The following is a 17,296-nucleotide window of genomic DNA, read 5'->3' as shown; positions in this document are numbered from 1 at the left end:
GAATTCTGAAAGCCTTGTTGACAAATATGCAGGATATCCTTCCTCGCCTGGCATTTCCTCCAGCCTTGAGGAGATCTCACGCATGGCTTCTGCCCATCGCGATGTTGAGTCAGCCATCAATGCAACTGAGTAGCCCATGTCTCTGTAGTATTCAGCGATGGTAATCCCTGTGTAGACTGACGCCTCTCTTGCAGCAACCGGCATGTTGGAGGTGTTTGCAATCAACACCGTCCTATTCATCAATGGCTTTCCTGTCTTTGGGTCTTTGAGGTGAGGGAATTCTGTAAGGACTTCTGTCATCTCATTGCCTCTTTCACCGCATCCGATATAGACAATGATGTCTGCGTCGCACCATTTTGCGAGCTGCTGCTGGGTGACGGTTTTGCCTGCTCCGAATGGCCCCGGGATTGCTGCAACGCCTCCTTTGGCAACAGGAAACAACGCGTCAAAGATGCGCTGGCCTGTGACTAATGGCATATTGGGCGGAAGCTTCTTTGCAACAGGCCTTGGCTTTCTTACCGGCCATTTGTGCATAAGAAAAAGATCAGTCTTTCCGTCCAGATTTCCGACCGCATCCTTGACTGTGAACAGCCCTGACCTGATGTCTGTCAATGTGCCCTCTTTATCAGGAGGGACAAGGATCCTGTGGATGATGCCCGGGGTCTCTTCCACCTCTCCGAGAACATCGCCAGGCCTGACTTTCTGGCCTTTCTTTGCTGTTGCCTTGAACTGCCATTTCCTCTTTGGATCCAGCCCCGGAGCATCAACGCCTCTTCTGATGAAGTCTCCCATCTCCTTGATCAGCACAGGCAGGGGCCTTTGAATGCCGTCATAAATCGATGTCAGGAGACCCGGCCCGAGCTCAACAGACAAGGGAAGCCCCGTGTTCTCAACAGGCTCTCCAGGCCTAAGCCCGGAGGTATCTTCATAGACCTGGATAACAGTATCCGGGCCGTCAAGCTGGATGACTTCGCCCATCAGCCGCTCTTTTCCCACCCTGACAATATCAAACATCCTCGCTTCAACCTGGCTCGCCACGACAACAGGCCCGGCAATCCTGCGGAGTATCCCTTTCATTGCAAATCCCTCTTGTGATCTGGTTTTTTACGCCTTGATTCTGCCACTTGCTCCCACTGACAACACTGATCACACTTCATCTTTCTGCCTCATCTTTTCCTACCTCATCTTTTCCCCACAAATCCACCCCTATGGACTTTATAATAATCTCCCTCAGGGCTTCATTGCCTGCGCCTTTTGACAGGCTAATCGCAACAGGCTGCACGGACCGCTCGATCTTCTCCTTATCAGCCTCAGAGAGGCCAGCAATAGCTTCCTCTTCCAATACCAGGATCCCGAGGCTGCGGTCCTTGAGCATCTCCCGGATATCTTTCATCTGGTCTTTGCTAAGCTCTACTGTATTCAGGACTCCTGCCAGGCTAAATCCAAGGATGAAATCCTTTCTGCCTGCAACTGCGATCTCCATCTTATGCGATCTCCATCCTATTTCCTCATGCCCTCATGCCAATAGCAGCTCCTCAGCAATCCTCAATAGCTTATGCCAACAATCCTCATATCAACAGCTCCTGCACCCTTGCTTCCGGAAGGCCTGCCTCTTTTGCTTTTGCAAGTATCTTCAGGTTTCTCGCTTCGATCTCGACAGCGAAAAGATAACTCAGGATCACATCAACGCTTAGCGGATTCTGGTGCGTCCTTCTGGCCATTCTCCTGAGGAGGTATTTCATCAATGCAATCTCAACTGCAGACACTGAATCCAGCTCCAATGCCTTTTTGACGTCTCTGTCAGCCACTTTGTCCTTGAATGCCATCTGCGCATTCCTTGTTTCCGGATAGGCAAGAAGCCTGCTGAAGTAGTGTGCCTCTGCAGGATTTGGGAAGTAAAGCCATGTCTGGATTTGCTCTGAAGGAACCCCTGCCCGTCTCATCCTCAGCACAGTCATAAGATTCTTGAAACGCACCTCTTCCATAATGAACTGCCTCATGACATCTCCCTGAACAGGGAGATTCCGGGCAAAGCCGAGCATATACTGGTAGTATGCCTCATCAATCCTGGCCTCAAGCCTGAACAAGTCTTTTGTCTGAGCGAATTCAGCGATCATCCTGGCTGGATTTCTTATGAACTGAAGGGAGGAGATGACGGAATCCACAGAACCCTTTTCATACCTCTCTTTATACTTCTCGATGGCTGTTGAGCCTTCCATCAGATGGAGCCGTATGCGGTCAAATGGGAATCTTGCAATCATGCCCCTGATGAGCGTTTTGGCGTTATGGCTTTCCCTGCGCTGGAGATACGCATCGATCACCTGCCTGAGGCCTTCCTCAGAGATTCTCCTGAGCTTTGCTGCCACCTTCCCCAGATGGTCCTGGACAGCAACATCAATCAGGGCTGCGCCATGGCTATGCAGCGCATGGGTGTCCACTTCGGTCTTGTATGTAGTCCCTTGCAGAAACTGGGTAAGCTCAGAGAGGCTCATCTTCAGCATCTGGCTGTAGCGGTCGGATGGCAAGAGCTCTGAGCGCATGGCTGCGACTCGGCCGTAGGTGTAGGGATATACTGAGGAGAGTTTCATCGTGATCCTCCAAAGACTGCATCAGCAATCTCTGCGAGGTGCTGCTCTTTGACTGTCTGCAGCAGACTCTCAAAGGAAAAATCCAATTGATAGCTTCCGTCCTTGCTCTTGGCGATAAAGCCGCCAAGCATGGCAGCTTCCCGGATATTCCCGGCTTTGAAAAAGTGCTTGTCGCGGCTGCTGCAGGAAATCTCTTTGATTTCTATGGGTCCTGCAGCCTCAAAGAGTTTTCCAAGGTACTCTTTCCTCTTCGCTTCTGGAAGCAGCCTCAGCTTCTCAGCAGCCTTTTGGAAAGCGTCGTCAATACTGTCTTTTTTGAACTGAAGAAGCCTTGCTCGCGCCTCAAGCCGGGCTGCTGCAACTTCCCTCCTCTCTATCTCTTCCCTGAGCTGCCTGGCTTTTTTCGCATATTCTTCCCTGAGCTGCCTGACAGCCTGCTCAGCCTTTGCATGCATAGCATCTGCTTCATGCTTTGCAGCCTGGAGCCTGCGGCGAGCCTCATTCTGGCCCTCTTTCCATATCTCTTCTTTCACGTGCTGGAGACTCATTGCGCCATTCCAAGGATCAGTATTGCAATGACCAGGCCGAATATCACGAGCGTTTCGGGAATGACGGTCAGGATAAGCCCTTTTCCGAACAATTCCTCTTTCTCTGCCATGGCGCCGACTGCTGCAGCGCCGATCTGCTTCTCTGCAACAGCTGCTGCGAATGCGCTTGATCCGATCGCAATTGCTGCTCCGATCGCAATCAACCCTGTGTTTATGTCTTCCATTTTTTACCTCCGTGTTTTATGAATTATGAACTTTGATAGATGAATCTCAGCAGATGTGTTTGATAGTCCGTCATAGTCTGCTTTTTACCTAGCTTTAAACTCCCCTGCCTGCCTCTGCAACTGCTTCATTTATGCTCCCCGAATGCCCTGTAGGCAATCCCTCCGCCGTGAAAAAACTTTGTGAAAAACTCGACATAGTGCAGCCTTAAGCTATGGAGAAATCCGCCCAGGTAGCCTAAAGCGAGGTTCACGCCGTGGCCAATGACCAGGAGAAGCACTGCTCCTATCGCGAGAAGGCCTCCTGCCTCGATCCATTTTGCCGCAAACTCATTGATAACAAGAGCAATGCTTACTGAAGAAAGCCCGATTGCCATAAGCCTTGCATAGGAGAGTATATTGGAGAAGATGCCGGGAAGCTCGATGATGCCATTGATGCCTTCGCCTTTGACAAGCATGAGAACTGCAATTCCGATGATGAAGTATCCAAGGTAGGAAGAAGAAATGATGCCCATCAAGTCTAGTGCAATGACGGCAACCCCAATCTGCAGAATGATCCATGAGATCTTTGCGAAGATTGCATGGCTAATGCCGTGGCTCTTTTCATTGAAGAATCCGATGAGCAGAGCAGCATTGATATGGATAATCCCTATGGCGATGGCCAGGTAAAGGAGCTCCTGCATCTGATGCGCCCGGCTCAGGACGTGGGGCATGGCAATTCCCATAATCTCTTCCTCGCCAAAGAACTCTCCAAAAAAGACTCCGAAGAGGAGCGACATGAGGGAGGAAACCATAATGATCTTCATGAATCCTTTTGTGCCGGGAATCTTTTTTGAAATATACCATGCTATCAAAAGGCCTGCAAGGCCATAGCCTATGTCACCAACAATAAACCCAAAGAAGAGCGGGAAGGTGAGGGCCAGGAACAGCGTGGGGTCAAGCTCCCTGTAGCTGGGAAGGCTATAGAGGTCCATAAAAAACTCAAAGGGCTGGGTCGTCTTGCTGTTCCTAAGCTTAACAGGAACCGTGTCTTTTTTGCCGGGCTCATTGATCACGACATGGATGGTTTCCTTTGCCAGGGCTTTCTCCACTTCTTCTTTCCTTGCCTGAGGAAGCCAGCCGCTGAGGAAAAAAGCAGACTCTGTAGATCCCATTTTGAGAGGAGCCTCAGCCTTCTCCAACTCCTTCTTCAAGGCAGCCTGGAGAGCCAAAAGAAAGTTTCCGGATTTTTCAGCGACCTGGTTGAGGGAGCTTTGGATCCTGGCAATTCTTGCCTGAATGCCTTTCTCTTCTGCTTCAAGATCCCTTATCGCCTGCTTTGGGCTATGCTTCCATGAAGGATCATAGCCAAGCGCCTGAAAACTATGCTTCTTCAGCGCAGTCCTGCATACTTCTTCTGAGGCTTTATCTGCAAAGAGCAGGAGCGTATCTTTGGCATGTTCCATCATGGTGTTGCCATGAAGTTCATGTTTGAGGCCAGGGATATCCTTTGCCCTGCCAGCAAAAGAGACAAGACACTCATATCCTCCATAATACTCAAATGGAGTGCTCAGGCCTGCAAAGGGAAGCATCTTCTCCCCGGATGAGCGGGCTGATGCCAGCCTTTCATTGAGGGCCTTAAGCTCCTCCTGCTGCCGCACAACGTGCTTTGTGATCTCCTTTAGCTTTTTTCTGATAGACGCTCCATCACCAAGAGCTTCCGGCCTGCAGCTTGCCTCCAGCCTGAGGCTGGCGACAAGGGCGCTGACTTCAACAAGCATTCGGGAAATCTTTTCAGCTTTTTTTGACGGAGAGCCGATATCCAACTCATCACTCTTCTTATGTTCGGTGATATGCAGCACCTTCAGCCTGTGGAGAGAGCTCACTACACTCTCAAGCCTCTTTTTTGGACCTACAATATTCACCTTTACCATCTTTTCAATCATGTCATCTTTTCAATCATTTGCTGCCCTTATCCTGGAGGTGGGCTTCAAACAACTCAAGGATTCTCTGCACTGCCCTCTCTTTATTTGCCTTCTGGCTGACCTGTTTGATATCCTGCTCGCCGGATTTGAGAATCTTCTGCTTCATCTCCTGAGCCTGATTTTCGTGCTGGGCCAGCTTTTCCCTGAGCTGGGCTGCCAACTCCTCTTTGGCCTTCTCGACGAGCTTCTCTGCATCAGATTTTCCCTTCTCCAGAATTTTTGCTACTTCAGCATCAGTCTGCTCCCTCAACTTTCGGAGCTGCTCTTCTGTATCCTTTATCTCTTTTAGTATCTGTTCCATTGTGTCTTCTATTGCTATTGCAATCACTTGCCGCCTTTTAAAGCCATGCTAAAGACTCTATAGATACCAAATATGGGATATATATGCGTTGCGGTTCACCCTGGCTCAGTAGAAAGTCAATCGGCATCAGGCTCGCTTGTGACGGTATCTGCGATTGCTGACACCCCCGAAGGGGCCTACCCTCTGTCAGCACTTCTTATGAGGCTGAAGAAGCTCGCAGAAGGGATGCCGGACTTTCTACTGAGCCCTGCCATATCAGCAATACTTATAAAATGCAGCAAGAACCCCCCATCTGTGGAGGGTTTAGAAGAATTAATCGGCATTGAACGAGAATTAGAGGATGGGCTCCTCCTGGATAATTACGACTGCCTATCAGAACAGAGCGGAAAAAGATGCGCTGGCCTGGTTGTAGAATATTTACATAAGACAGAATCGGTTTCAGGCAAGGATATTAGTTTTATCAAACGGCTGACTAAAGTTGCACACCACGTCATGCAGTCTTCTCATACCTTAGATGATCTCTTGTTTAAACTCTACTCATTTAACATGGAGGGAGTTAAGAGGTTAAGAGATGGCGCAGAAGCTGATCGTTCAGAGAATAATTTAATCAGCTTAGAATCTCATCTTTTAGCATATGCAGGAAATGCAGCTAAAGCCCTCTTCGAACAAAGAAAAGATATATCCTGGGCTGAGAAATGGTACCTTGCAACCAAAACCTCTGCTGATATGACAAGAGATACTGATCCAAAACATTCAGCACATTCGTATGGCTTTGCAGGAAATGCAGCTAAAGCCCTCTTCGAACAAAGAAAAGATATATCCTGGGCTGAGAAATGGTACACCTCTTATAAAACCTCTGCTGATATAACAAGAACTTCAGAACCTGCGCATTCAGCACATGCGTATAGCTTTGCGGGAAATGCAGCTAAAGCCTTATTCGAAATAACAGCAGACTTATCGTGGGCTGAGAACTGGTATCTTGCAACCAAAACCTCTGCTGATATGACAAGAGATACTGATCCAAAACATTCAGCACATGCGTATAGCTTTGCGGGAAATGCAGCTAAGGCACTCAGCAGGATTACCCATAACAAGAGTTGGGCAAGGGCAGCTATTGAATGTTACAACAATCTTTTAGGATATTATAGCAGCCATCCAAATCCTAGAATGAGCAATTTAATAGATAGGACAGAAGGCGATATTCATTTTCTGCAAAGGTTTATTTAATTCAAGCTGGAGCAGCAAGATGAGTTTACCCGAAGCTGACTGATAAGCCCCTCCTCCTAATCACCAGTTTTCCTAAATCTCTTTCAGCTCTTGAATAATAGAATGCATGACCTTCTTTGCGTCTCCAAACACCATCTGCGCGTTCGGGTATTCAAACAGAGAGTTTTTTATCCCTGCAAAGCCCGGGCTTAAGGAGCGCTTGATAATAAGAATGCTCTTCGCCTCATGGGCGTTCAGGATAGGCATGCCGTAGATGGGAGAGCTTTTTTCCTGCGTAGCAGCAGGATTGGTGACATCATTGGCTCCGATGACGATCGCCATGTCTGTGTGCCTGAATTCGCTGTTGATGGAATCCAGATCATAGAGCTTGTCATACGGAACATTGGCCTCAGCTAACACAACATTCATATGGCCCGGCATCCTGCCTGCAACCGGGTGGATTGCATAGCGCACCTTTGCTCCCTTTTTCTCCAAAAGACTTGCGAGCTCATGCACAGCAAACTGCGCCTGGCTTACCGCCATGCCATACCCGGGTATAATGATCACAGATTTTGCATTGTCTAACAGGAGGCTGGCCTCCTCAGGCGAAGCCTCTTTGACATTAGTATACTCTCCCTGTTCCTTTTCAACTTGTTTTCCTGATCCGAACATGACATTTGCCAGTGACCGGTTCATCGCCTTGCACATGATCTTTGTGAGGATAAGTCCCGATGCCCCAACCAGGGCGCCTCCGACAATTAAGACCGTATTGCCAATGGCAAACCCTGTTGCTGCAGCAGCAAGCCCGGAATAGGAATTGAGCAATGAAATGACGACGGGCATGTCAGCTCCGCCAATGGGGGTGGTCAGCAGGATTCCGAGAAAGAAGGCGGTTGCCAGGAGAATCAGGATCAGATCTATGCGGGCTGCTGTGAGCATCATCTTTCCAGCAGTGATGACCAGAAGCGCTGCGAGAAGGGTGTTCACAGCCTTTGCTCCCCGGAACACCAGCGGCTTCGAAGCAATGTCCTGGAGTTTCAGGAATGCAACAATGCTTCCTGTAAATGTTACAGTTCCGATGATGATACTCAAAAGGAGTGTGAAGAGCTCAAATCCCTCAACCGTGTGCGTCATAGAGTAAGAGAGGGCGACCAAAGACGAGGCAGCTCCTCCAAACCCGTTGAAAATGGCAACAAGCTGCGGCATTGCAGTCATAGCAACTGCCCAGGCCATCACCGATCCGATGCCGGCTCCAACAAGGATGCCTGCAATAATGAATTGGATGCCAATGCCGGCAGGCACGCCTGTTGATGGGTCGCCGCTTTGCATCCGGAGCAATGCAGCAATTACTGCCACAAGCATGCCAAGGGCAGCGATTGCATTTCCCCGGCTTGCTGTCTTTGGCTTCGTAAGCTGCTTTATCCCGATAATAAAAAAAACTGCAGCGATCAAATACAAGAGTTCAATGTTCATTTTGTTCAATGTTCCTTTTTCTTAAACAACCTCAGCATCCTTCCTGTAACAAGAAACCCGCCTACCACATTGATGGTTGCCAGGGCTACGGCAATCAAGGCGAGGATATTGGCAGCGGTGGGGCTTGAGTTCTGCAAAGCCAATAAGGCGCCGATGATGGTAATTCCGGATATTGCATTTGTTCCAGACATCAGAGGTGTATGCAGGACAGGCGGGACTTTGGTTATGACCTCATAGCCTACAAACAGGCTGAGCACAAAAGCGGTCAGCAGCACAAGGTCGATCATGTCTGATCCCTCAGTTCCCTTCTTTCCCCCCCCTTAATCGCCTTATCCGCCTTTCCCTTATCCCCCTTTCTGTTCAGGGAACCAACTTCTCTCTCCAGGATTCCGTTGTGCATGACCAGCACAGCCTCAATAATCCTGTCATCCCTGTCAATGGAGATTTTTCCATCCCTGGCAATTGCCTCAAGAAGGCTGAACACATTCTTTGCATACATCTCTGAGGCGTGCCTTGGAACTGCGCCAGGCAGATTAAGGGTTCCGTCGATTGTGACGCTGTTTGCATGTATGACCCTTCCTGGCTTTGTGAGGCTGCAGTTGCCTGCCTGCTCTGCTGCAAGGTCTATGATGACTGAGCCAGGCTTCATGAGCTTCACCTGCTTTTCGGTGAGGAGAATCGGAGCTTTCTTTCCAGGGACAAGCGCGGTTGTTATGACAACGTCTGTGTTTGGCAGGCGTTTGGTGATTTCCTCTTCCAGCCTTTTTGCAAAGTCTGCTGATGCCTCCTTGGCATACCCGGAAGAATCCTCAGAGCCTGCTTCGGTGACCCCAATAAACGAAGCTCCCAGGCTTTCCACCTGCTCCCTGGCAGCACTGCGTATGTCTGAGACCTCTACAACTGCTCCAAGCCGCTTTGAGGTTGCGGCAGCCACCAGGCCTGCAACGCCTGCGCCCAAAATCAGAACCTTTGCCGGCTGGAGCGTACCGGCAGCAGTCATCATCAAGGGAAATACTTTTGGCAGATGGGATGCAGCCAGGATGACGGCTTTGTAGCCAGCGATGTTGCTCTGGGATGACAGCGCATCCATCTTCTGCGCTGCGCTGGTCCGCGGGATATGATTCATGGAAAGGAGCGTAATGCGTTTTTTTTGATAGGCTTTGAGGGTTTGGCTGTCTGGAAGAAAGGAGATCACTGTTGCTCCAGGATGCGGCTTTTTTGGAGGCTGTACAGCAAGAATGATATCCGCTCTTGCCATGCCTGGCTTTCCGATCCTGGCCCCGGCTTTTTTGTAGGACTCGTCTGAGAAGAAAGCCCTCTCTCCTGCAGCTTTCTGGACAACAACCTGGAGGCCTGCTTTTCTCATCAGGGCCACTGTCTCCGGGGTTGCAGCTACTCTCGGCTCGGATTCTTTTGGAATAAAGACAGTCAGCATGCCTGGCGGGAATGCCGATGGCTAAATAAATGTATCTGAGGGAGGTGCCGTTGAAAAGCTATGCAGCGCCATCCTGTGAGCCTAAGCACAAAAGGCATCACAGCGACAAGGGGGTTGCCACCTTCGGGGATATGTCGCTCCTCGCTCACATACGCACAAGGCGAACTGCTCCGAAGGAGCGACCAAAAATGCACAGGCGTTTTTGAGTACCGATGCTGCCCGAACGAAGCGAGATTTTCACCAGAGTTAGACCAGCCAAATATTTATAAATATCCCCTAAATACCTTCTCTATGGACATCCGGAGCGTTCAGAGAACAGGAGACATGCATTATGTCTACCTTCCTACCAGCTGGTGCAGGAAGTACAGAATAACGTCAAAGTCCAAGGTGGGGGTGGATGAGGCAAAAGAAGGGAGCCTGACCCTGCATCCGCAGCCTGTCGAGAAGAAGCCTGTCCATCTCAGGCTGTCGGTATCTGTGGATGACCAGAGGATCATCCATAAGCTGATTGTAGCAAGCTACATCAATCCCATCGCCTCATTTGAAATCAATCTGGAAAAGGGTATGGATTTCTCAAAGGTGCTTGACCAGAAGAAGCTCATCAGCCTGGAGAGTGTTGAGCTTGACCAAAAGGCGATCCGGTGCACGTCTGCTGTTTCTGTAAACGAGCCGGATGAGCTGCTCAAAACCATGCTGAGGAAGATAAAAAACCTCCTCCTGGTGATGCGGCAGAGCTACGATGCAGAGCTGATTAATCGTTATGAGGAAGAGATTGACCGCACGAAGATGCTGATCGACAAGGCAGTCATCGATAACCTGACATTCCATAAGAACAGCCGCTGTCTGAGCATTGACCTCTTCTATATAGCAATGATCTCCAAGGAACTTGAGCGATTAGTGGATCACCTCATTATCCTCAAGCCAAAAGAGCGGCAGTTCTTCGCCGAGCTTTCAGCCTCCATCGACATGATGAAGGCCCTTATTGAAGGGAGCGACAATCGGGATGTCTTTGGCATCCATACTGTCATCGGGCTTCTCCGAAAGGTTGTTGCCATGAAGGAATCCAGGGATTTTGACAAGGAGAGCATCAGGCACAGCATGAACTCTGCTGGAGACGTTCTTCTGGACTGGGCTGTTACGAGAGAGATTGGGCGTTAAGCTGGGAGTTAAGCTCCTTGTTACTTTATTGAAAATTTGGGGTTTAAGACGCGGGCTTTAGCCCGAATTTTCAATCCACAAAAATCCTCGGATTTTTGGGACGGAAAATTGCTTTTCAATTTTCCTGTCCCGAAAACCGCGTGATCAAAAACCCCGACCTTTAGGCCGGGGATTAGTGCGGTTTTCGTTATTACTTCCTGGCCAACTTTGCGTACTTTTCAATGGAATAAAAGGCCTGGGCTGCAAGGAACGTGATCACGAGAAGAAGCGTTGGAAACCAGATCTTGTAGGCTTTTGCCTGCTCAAAAATACTATCCATGGAGAAGAAAGCGACTGCCACTGCAAGGAACAGCCCAAAGAGGTAATACTTCTGCTTCTCTTCCAGCTCTGCCCAGGCTCTTGCAATGACAATATAGAGCATCGGCAGGTTTATCGCCAGGCTCAGGAGGAGCTGGGCATTATACATCATGTACCAGGTAATGAATACAACAAAGACGACCAAGGCAATGATGGTGGGCCACATAGCTCCATCCTGGAACCTGAGATTTATAAATTATTGGGTTTTTGCAGATTGCGGCAGATTGGGCTTAGTAGAAAGTCAGTCGGCAGTGGCTTGCAAGCGAGCAAGGCGAGCTTGCTCGCTAGCCGCCGGCTCGCTTGCGATCGCATCTGCGATTGCTGACACCCCCGAAGGGGCCTACCCTCTGTCAGCAGTGGTTATTACTGCAAAGAAGCTCGCAGAAAGGATGCCGGACTTTCTACTGAGCCGGCAGATTGTAAGTTAGCTCATACTAATCTGAACTCTTAAGATGGGGCCCTCAGTCGATCGGCCTTACCCGATTAATAAGATCAATATTCTCCTCGATTTCCTTCAATTTCTCAAATACTCGCCCTTTTTGCATGCCTCACACCCGTAATGTAATACCTATACCTTGGCAGGAAGTCTTCATACTCTTTCTTTAACTGCATTGCCTGCGAGGCAAGATCATCTTTGTCTTTACAGTACATAAGCCTTCCTTTCAATACTTCCATCTTAACCTGCAGGGGCAGGTCTTCAAATATCTGAATATCATATATATCGGGCAGCTCTCCTGCCAGAGCCATTCTCACCCGCAGCCTGTCTTTTCTTGGGCTCTTCAATGAAATGGAGATGTCAATATCTGACCTTGGGGTATTTTTTCCATTTGCATGAGACCCATACAGCATGATGAAGTTTACACTATCAAAAACGTTCAATCGTTTCAATAGGCCGATTATTTTTATCTTTATCTCCATACCAGGATATGTATGCCTAGCAGTTTAAATGTTTTGCTGTCACGAGTCTCTGAGATCGTGAGATCGCCCATTTTCTCCATTAAGAATTGAGCAAGAAATAATGGAGCATCGGATTATCCCAGCATCCTCTTCAGAAATCCCTTCTGCCCTTCTTTCTCGAACTCTTTTAAGAGATCTTTCTGCCTTTTTGAGAGCTTTTCTGGCACCTGGATATGGACTTTGACAAGCTGGTCTCCCCTGCTGCCATGGGAACCAGGCAGGCCTTTTCCCTGCATCCGAAAGACTGTCTCTGACTGGGTTCCTGCTGGAATGCTGAGTGATGCCTTTCCGCTGAGTGTCGGGACATCTATTGCGCCGCCCAGGGCTGCAGTGATGAAGGGCAGTTTCCACTCAAGAACAATGTCGTCTCCCTGGCGCCTGAAGCTATCGTCCTCCTTCTCTCTGATAACAATGTAGAGGTCGCCTGGCCTTCCGCCTCTCTGGGCAGCATCTCCATGGCCTTCCACCCTCAGCCGCATACCATCTGTGGCGCCTTTTGGCACTGTAACTGTGAGTTTTCGCGTTCGCTTCTCAACGCCTGTTCCGTCGCAGACCCTGCATTCTTCCTCAATCCACTCTCCTCTGCCTTGGCATTTCCTGCAGGTTGTCTGGGTCTGAAAGATGCCGAAAGGGGTTCTTTGCGATCTCCTGACAATGCCTGAACCACGGCAGTCTGGGCACGATTTGACTGCGTTCTCTGACTGGGCTCCAGTGCCTTTGCAATGCGAGCAGGTGTCCAGATGCGAATACACAATGCTCTTTTCTGTCTCCTTTGCAATGTCCTGCAGGCTGACCTCAAGCTCATAGAGAAGGTCATGGCCCCTGTTCTCTCCCCTCTCTCTGCCCCCAAAGAAACTGTCAAAAATATCTCCAAAGTCAAAATTGCCGAAATCAAAATTCTGAAAGCCGAAGTCCCTGAAATCAAATCCTTGGCCTCCTGTTGCCTTGCGGAACGCGTCAGCATCCCCGAACTGATCGTATTGCTCCCGCTTTTGGCGGTCTCCAAGAACAGAAGCAGCCTCGTTGATCTCCTTGAACTTTTCCGCAGCGTCAGATTCCTTATTCAGGTCTGGATGGTATTTCTTGGCAAGCCGCTTGTAGGCTTTCTTGATCTCCTCTTTTGAGGCATTTCTCTCCACACCAAGAATCTTGTAGTAGTCTCTTGCCATCTTTCATTTTATCCAAACATAGTATCCTGTCCAAACATTTTATCCAAAATAACCCGGGGTGTCAGTTACGATCTTCTTTACATTCTGCTTCTTCTTGGCTTTCTTGTAAGCTGCAGGCTCCTGGATCTTCCCGAATTCCTTCTCATAACGGTCAAGCATCTTTCCGAGAAGCTCATAGATCTTCTTTGTATGATAGGGATCAGTGATCACAACATTATGCTTGATGACGATCGTAGGACCTGCGTCGTTTCTCTGGTCCACCCTTGGGCTGATATTCTTGAAGTCCAGCGTAAACTGGCCTGGGTTGAAGTTGATGGACAGCTCGTGGCAGTAGAAGGAATCCCCGTCTACGATGCTGATGCTGACTTTTTGCTCTGTCATTCCAATGTTCTCCCCAATATATAGCAGAATTCATTTGGCCTGAAGTGGTTTTTAAGCTTTCCCTCTATCTCATAGCCCAGGCTCTTGTAGAATTCAAGGAATTCCTGGCCTTTCTCTGAGACGAAGAGCTCGATCTTGCCTTTTCCGATCGCCTTTTCTGCGGCGCGGAATATGGCGGTTCCGATGCCTTTCCTGCGATATTCCTTATCCACTGCGAAGTGCACGAATTTTGCCAGGATGTGGTTTGATGCTGTTATGGACTTCTGGATGCAAAGGCCTCCAACGATACGGCTGTCCTCCTCAGCTATGATGAATGTTCCGTGGAGGTTCTCAATGTAATTGCGGACTTCCTCATCGCTCTTCATAAAGACGTTATGCTCGGTGTAAGAAGCTTTGTAGATAGGCACAAGATGCCTGATCTCTTCTGGCTTGGCGATTCGGATTGCGACCATAGGAATGGAAGCAAGGCTGGGAAAAGAGGTGTGGATAAACCCAGCCTTGCTAGGTTTTATGTAATCTTGCTTTAAAAAGGAATTATCCCCGGGTTTTTAAACCTTGGGAATGGGGGCTTTGTTGTGCGGATTCTATTTTTCCTCTTTGTACTCTGCATCAACGACCTTCTCCTTTCCTTTTTTTGAGGTTTTAGGCTCTTTGGCAGGCTCTTTGGAAGCTTCTTCAGCCTGCTGTTTTTTTGCCTGTTCTTCAGCTGCCTTCTGGTACATCTCAACTGATATCTTCTGAACCTTTTCCTGGACCTCTTCAAGCTTCTTTTTGATGGCATTGACGTCTTTTTTCTCAGGATCGAGGAGCTTTTTTAGCTCTTCTATCCCCTCCTTGACCTCTTTGAGCTTTTCTGCGTCTGCTTTGCCTTCAAAGTCCTTGAACAGCTGTTCAGAGGTATAGACTAAGGTATCTGCGTCATTCACGATCTTGACCTCCTCGACCTTCTTCCTGTCCTCTTCTGCATGGGACTCGGCCTGCTTCCGCATTGCCTCTATATCTGCATCGCTCAGTTTCTGGGAAGCAGTAATCCTGATTGACTGCTCTTTGCCTGTGCCGAGGTCCTTTGCAGAGACATGGACTATCCCATTCGCGTCAATATCAAATGTGACCTCAATCTGGGGGATCCCTCTTGGCGCAGGGGGTATCCCAACCAGGTCAAACCTGCCCAGGCTCTTATTGTCTGCAGCCATCGGCCTCTCTCCTTGCAGGACATGGATCGTGACTGCAGGCTGGTTGTTAGAGGCTGTGCTGAAGATCTGGCTTTTCTTTGTAGGAATTGTGGAATTCCTCGGTATCAGCTCTGTTCTTACGCCTCCGAGTGTTTCAATGCCTAATGTAAGAGGCGTCACATCCAACAGGAGGATGTCCTTCAGCTCTCCTGCAAGGATCCCTCCCTGGATTGCTGCTCCCTGCGCGACACATTCCATAGGATCAACGCCGCGCTCAGCCTTCTTGCCTATAGAGTCCTCGATAAATTTCCTGACCACAGGCATCCTTGTAGGGCCTCCCACCATGATGATCCTGCTGATCTGATTCGGAGCAAGACCAGCATCCTTTATTGCCTGCTCGAGCGGGCCTTTGCACTTCTTGATAAGGGGATCGACTAACTGCTCCAGCTTTGCGCGGGTAAGCTTCATGGAAAAGTGCTTTGGACCCTTGTTTGTGGCTGTAATGAAGGGCAGGTTGATATCAGTCTCCATGGTTGTTGAGAGCTCGATCTTGGCTTTTTCAGCAGCCTCTCTCAAACGCTGCATTGCTGTATCATCCTCGCTGAGATCCACTCCTTCCTTGCTCTTGAAGTCCCTCACAATCTCTTTGATGACAGCATCATCCATATCTGTTCCGCCAAGCTGCGTGTCTCCTGATGTTGACTTTACTTCAAAGACCCCTTCTCCAAATTCCATAATCGTGACATCCAGTGTTCCGCCGCCAAAGTCAAACACAAGGATCTTGAGGTCCTTGTCTGCTTTGTCAAGGCCATACGCAAGAGCAGCGGCAGTAGGCTCGTTCACGATCCTGACAACATCAAGGCCGGCAATCGTCCCTGCATCCTTGGTTGCCTGCCTCTGGTTGTCATCAAAATATGCTGGAACTGTAATGACTGCTTTCTTCAGCGGCTCTCCTACAAACTCTTCTGCGTCCTTCTTGATCTTCTGCAGGATAAATGCAGAGATCTGCTGCGGAGTGTAGTCTTTGCCATTGATATTGTACTTGAAATTCGTCCCCATCTTTCGCTTTGCAGCAGTAATCGTATTCTGCGGATTTGAGACTGCCTGCCTCTTTGCCGGCTCTCCGACCAAAAGCTGGCTGTCTTTCGTGAATGCGACCACGCTTGGGAATGCTTTTCCGTACTGGGAAGCTCCCTCTGAGCTTGGGACAATGACAGGTTTTCCCGCCTGCAATACAGACGCAGCTGAATTGCTTGTTCCCAAATCAATGCCTAAGATTTTTTCTTTTGCCATTTTTCCTCCGTTTTGATTTTGATCCTTTTTGTGCTACCGGCTCTTTTTCGTGGTATCAGCCTTATACTACGGACTTACACTGTGAACTTACACTGATCCTATACTATGAATTTACACTGCTGAATCACTGCTGTTTCTGAGCAGTTTCTTTGCCGGCTTCTTGAGGCCTTCCTTTGCTTATCTTGACCTTGCTATGCCGCAAAATATGATCATATATCTTATACCCTTTCTGCAGTTCCTGGAGTATTGTGCCTCCCTCCTCATCTGACTCCTGCTGCAGCATCACCTCATGCAGATGGGGATCAAATTTCCCTGCAGCCTCAATGGGAGCCACTCCAGACTGCTTAAGGAATCTCTGGAACTGGCTGTACATCATCTTCATCCCTTTGGCAAACTCTGTCTCTTCTTTGCATTCCTTCAGGCCATGCTCAAAGCTGTCGATGATCGGAAGCAGCTTTCTGATGAAATCCTCCTCAGCGTATTTCCGCAAGAGCTCTGCATCTTTTTTATTGCGTTTCATGAAGTTCTCAAACTCTGCCTGGAGGCGCTGGAGGGATTCTGTAAGGTCAGCTATCCTCTGGTCTTTTTCTTGGTCTTTTTCTGTAAGAGGGGTAGGCACGGGCTTCTCCTCCCGAGTATCCTCTTTTGTACCCCCACCGCTATACTCCTTATCCTCTTGGGGCTTCGCTGAACCTTTTGCTTTTATCATCACTCAATCTCAATCCTTTTCTTTTTCTGTTCGAGCTGCTTCATCTTCGGAGCCTCGATCCTGAGGATGCTGTTCTTGAAGGATGCTTTTGCCTGGCTTGCATCGATCTCGCTAGGGAGGGGGATTCTTCTACAGAATCTTGACATCCTGCTTTCGTAGCTTGAAAAGCCTTCTTTCTCATGCTTCTTCTCTATCCTGTTTTCAGCCTTAACCTCAATGCTGGTATCAGTCACATTGAGCTCAATGCCATCTTTATCAACCCCTGGCAGCTCAATCGAAGCTACAATGCCTTTTTCTGTCTCCTTCAGATCAGACACAGGAGACCTGAAACTGCTCCATTGCAATTCATTGCCCTTGTGGCTCT

General features: G+C 48.9%; 20 protein-coding genes. 2 read left to right on the top strand and 18 right to left on the bottom strand.

Going from position 1 to position 17,296, the window contains the following annotated elements:
- The 7 genes from VJB08_05290 to VJB08_05260 all read right to left on the bottom strand — a co-directional run.
- Positions 1-1,077: V-type ATP synthase subunit A (locus VJB08_05290; protein HLD43368.1), on the bottom strand; the 1,077-nt coding region annotated here is incomplete at its 3' end.
- A 76-nt stretch (positions 1,078-1,153) separates the two neighbouring features.
- A complete protein-coding gene (locus tag VJB08_05285) occupies positions 1,154-1,483 on the bottom strand; it encodes a V-type ATP synthase subunit F (protein HLD43367.1) in 330 nt (109 codons plus the stop codon).
- A gap of 85 nt (positions 1,484-1,568) precedes the next feature.
- Positions 1,569-2,588, bottom strand: a complete 1,020-nt coding sequence (locus tag VJB08_05280; protein ID HLD43366.1) for a V-type ATPase subunit — start codon at positions 2,586-2,588, stop codon at positions 1,569-1,571.
- Positions 2,585-3,136, bottom strand: a complete 552-nt coding sequence (locus VJB08_05275; GenBank protein HLD43365.1) for a V-type ATP synthase subunit E family protein — start codon at positions 3,134-3,136, stop codon at positions 2,585-2,587. Before VJB08_05275 ends, VJB08_05280 begins: the two co-directional genes overlap by 4 nt.
- Positions 3,133-3,360: a V-type ATP synthase subunit K gene (locus tag VJB08_05270; GenBank protein ID HLD43364.1), complete on the bottom strand. Its 228-nt coding sequence runs from the start codon at positions 3,358-3,360 to the stop codon at positions 3,133-3,135. The genes VJB08_05275 and VJB08_05270 overlap by 4 nt, the downstream gene beginning before the upstream one ends.
- A 125-nt stretch (positions 3,361-3,485) precedes the next feature.
- Positions 3,486-5,282, bottom strand: a complete 1,797-nt coding sequence (locus VJB08_05265; protein ID HLD43363.1) for a V-type ATP synthase subunit I — start codon at positions 5,280-5,282, stop codon at positions 3,486-3,488.
- 13 nt (positions 5,283-5,295) lie between these two features.
- Complete coding sequence (locus VJB08_05260) at positions 5,296-5,649, bottom strand: hypothetical protein (protein ID HLD43362.1); 354 nt, start codon at positions 5,647-5,649, stop codon at positions 5,296-5,298.
- A gap of 45 nt (positions 5,650-5,694) precedes the next feature.
- Between VJB08_05260 and VJB08_05255 the strand changes: the two genes are divergently transcribed.
- Positions 5,695-6,849 carry a hypothetical protein gene (locus tag VJB08_05255; protein ID HLD43361.1) on the top strand — a complete coding sequence of 385 codons (1,155 nt, stop codon included), beginning with the start codon at positions 5,695-5,697 and terminating at the stop codon, positions 6,847-6,849.
- Positions 6,850-6,921: 72 nt separating this feature from the next.
- On the opposite strand, the gene VJB08_05250 is transcribed toward VJB08_05255, so the two are convergent.
- The 3 genes from VJB08_05250 to VJB08_05240 are packed head-to-tail and all read right to left on the bottom strand — an operon-like array spanning position 6,922 to position 9,736.
- Positions 6,922-8,301: an NAD(P)(+) transhydrogenase (Re/Si-specific) subunit beta gene (locus VJB08_05250; protein ID HLD43360.1), complete on the bottom strand. Its 1,380-nt coding sequence runs from the start codon at positions 8,299-8,301 to the stop codon at positions 6,922-6,924.
- A gap of 5 nt (positions 8,302-8,306) precedes the next feature.
- On the bottom strand, positions 8,307-8,588 hold the full coding sequence (locus tag VJB08_05245) for an NAD(P) transhydrogenase subunit alpha (protein HLD43359.1): 282 nt from the start codon (positions 8,586-8,588) through the stop codon (positions 8,307-8,309).
- Positions 8,585-9,736 carry an NAD(P) transhydrogenase subunit alpha gene (locus tag VJB08_05240; protein ID HLD43358.1) on the bottom strand — a complete coding sequence of 384 codons (1,152 nt, stop codon included), beginning with the start codon at positions 9,734-9,736 and terminating at the stop codon, positions 8,585-8,587. Before VJB08_05240 ends, VJB08_05245 begins: the two co-directional genes overlap by 4 nt.
- Before the next feature lie 291 nt (positions 9,737-10,027).
- Here VJB08_05240 and VJB08_05235 point away from each other — a divergent pair, with 291 nt between their 5' ends.
- Positions 10,028-10,894, top strand: a complete 867-nt coding sequence (locus VJB08_05235) for a hypothetical protein (GenBank protein ID HLD43357.1) — start codon at positions 10,028-10,030, stop codon at positions 10,892-10,894.
- 190 nt (positions 10,895-11,084) lie between these two features.
- Here the strand turns inward: VJB08_05235 and VJB08_05230 are convergent, their stop codons facing one another.
- The 8 genes from VJB08_05230 to VJB08_05195 form a co-directional block, all read right to left on the bottom strand.
- Positions 11,085-11,417, bottom strand: a complete 333-nt coding sequence (locus tag VJB08_05230) for a hypothetical protein (protein HLD43356.1) — start codon at positions 11,415-11,417, stop codon at positions 11,085-11,087.
- Positions 11,418-11,773: 356 nt separating this feature from the next.
- Positions 11,774-12,169 (bottom strand): nucleotidyltransferase domain-containing protein, encoded by a 396-nt coding sequence (locus VJB08_05225; GenBank protein HLD43355.1) that lies wholly within the window; start codon positions 12,167-12,169, stop codon positions 11,774-11,776.
- A 113-nt stretch (positions 12,170-12,282) separates the two neighbouring features.
- Positions 12,283-13,377 (bottom strand): molecular chaperone DnaJ, encoded by a 1,095-nt coding sequence (gene dnaJ, locus VJB08_05220; protein HLD43354.1) that lies wholly within the window; start codon positions 13,375-13,377, stop codon positions 12,283-12,285.
- A 39-nt stretch (positions 13,378-13,416) separates the two neighbouring features.
- Positions 13,417-13,758 (bottom strand): DUF3467 domain-containing protein, encoded by a 342-nt coding sequence (locus tag VJB08_05215; GenBank protein ID HLD43353.1) that lies wholly within the window; start codon positions 13,756-13,758, stop codon positions 13,417-13,419.
- Entirely contained in the window at positions 13,755-14,210 is a 456-nt protein-coding gene (locus tag VJB08_05210; GenBank protein ID HLD43352.1) for a GNAT family N-acetyltransferase, read from the bottom strand. Before VJB08_05210 ends, VJB08_05215 begins: the two co-directional genes overlap by 4 nt.
- 132 nt (positions 14,211-14,342) lie before the next feature.
- Positions 14,343-16,223 carry a molecular chaperone DnaK gene (gene dnaK / locus VJB08_05205; GenBank protein HLD43351.1) on the bottom strand — a complete coding sequence of 627 codons (1,881 nt, stop codon included), beginning with the start codon at positions 16,221-16,223 and terminating at the stop codon, positions 14,343-14,345.
- Between the two features lie 124 nt (positions 16,224-16,347).
- A complete protein-coding gene (locus VJB08_05200) occupies positions 16,348-16,932 on the bottom strand; it encodes a nucleotide exchange factor GrpE (protein HLD43350.1) in 585 nt (194 codons plus the stop codon).
- Positions 16,932-17,296, bottom strand: a 365-nt coding sequence (locus VJB08_05195; GenBank protein HLD43349.1) for an Hsp20/alpha crystallin family protein, incomplete at its 5' end; no start/stop codon positions are given. The genes VJB08_05195 and VJB08_05200, both read right to left, overlap by 1 nt.

The sequence above is a fragment of the Candidatus Nanoarchaeia archaeon genome, from assembly GCA_035290625.1.
Classification (GTDB): Archaea; Nanobdellota; Nanobdellia; order Woesearchaeales; family DATDTY01; genus DATDTY01.
The sequence above is the reverse complement of the archived record's forward strand: the minus strand, read 5'-3'. Positions and strand labels throughout refer to the sequence as shown.

What these genes read in the sequence shown, in the direction of transcription:
- dnaJ (HLD43354.1), bottom strand. Translation starts at nt 13,377, where the DNA reads ATGGCAAGAGACTACTACAAGATTCTTGGTGTGGAGAGAAATGCCTCA.
- VJB08_05250 (HLD43360.1), bottom strand. Translation starts at nt 8,301, where the DNA reads ATGAACATTGAACTCTTGTATTTGATCGCTGCAGTTTTTTTTATTATC.
- VJB08_05245 (HLD43359.1), bottom strand. Translation starts at nt 8,588, where the DNA reads ATGATCGACCTTGTGCTGCTGACCGCTTTTGTGCTCAGCCTGTTTGTA.
- VJB08_05215 (HLD43353.1), bottom strand. Translation starts at nt 13,758, where the DNA reads ATGACAGAGCAAAAAGTCAGCATCAGCATCGTAGACGGGGATTCCTTC.
- VJB08_05270 (HLD43364.1), bottom strand. Translation starts at nt 3,360, where the DNA reads ATGGAAGACATAAACACAGGGTTGATTGCGATCGGAGCAGCAATTGCG.
- VJB08_05225 (HLD43355.1), bottom strand. Translation starts at nt 12,169, where the DNA reads ATGGAGATAAAGATAAAAATAATCGGCCTATTGAAACGATTGAACGTT.
- VJB08_05275 (HLD43365.1), bottom strand. Translation starts at nt 3,136, where the DNA reads ATGAGTCTCCAGCACGTGAAAGAAGAGATATGGAAAGAGGGCCAGAAT.
- VJB08_05235 (HLD43357.1), top strand. Translation starts at nt 10,028, where the DNA reads ATGGACATCCGGAGCGTTCAGAGAACAGGAGACATGCATTATGTCTAC.
- dnaK (HLD43351.1), bottom strand. Translation starts at nt 16,223, where the DNA reads ATGGCAAAAGAAAAAATCTTAGGCATTGATTTGGGAACAAGCAATTCA.
- VJB08_05200 (HLD43350.1), bottom strand. Translation starts at nt 16,932, where the DNA reads ATGATAAAAGCAAAAGGTTCAGCGAAGCCCCAAGAGGATAAGGAGTAT.
- VJB08_05255 (HLD43361.1), top strand. Translation starts at nt 5,695, where the DNA reads ATGGGATATATATGCGTTGCGGTTCACCCTGGCTCAGTAGAAAGTCAA.
- VJB08_05280 (HLD43366.1), bottom strand. Translation starts at nt 2,588, where the DNA reads ATGAAACTCTCCTCAGTATATCCCTACACCTACGGCCGAGTCGCAGCC.
- VJB08_05240 (HLD43358.1), bottom strand. Translation starts at nt 9,736, where the DNA reads ATGCTGACTGTCTTTATTCCAAAAGAATCCGAGCCGAGAGTAGCTGCA.
- VJB08_05210 (HLD43352.1), bottom strand. Translation starts at nt 14,210, where the DNA reads ATGGTCGCAATCCGAATCGCCAAGCCAGAAGAGATCAGGCATCTTGTG.
- VJB08_05265 (HLD43363.1), bottom strand. Translation starts at nt 5,282, where the DNA reads ATGATTGAAAAGATGGTAAAGGTGAATATTGTAGGTCCAAAAAAGAGG.
- VJB08_05230 (HLD43356.1), bottom strand. Translation starts at nt 11,417, where the DNA reads ATGTGGCCCACCATCATTGCCTTGGTCGTCTTTGTTGTATTCATTACC.
- VJB08_05285 (HLD43367.1), bottom strand. Translation starts at nt 1,483, where the DNA reads ATGGAGATCGCAGTTGCAGGCAGAAAGGATTTCATCCTTGGATTTAGC.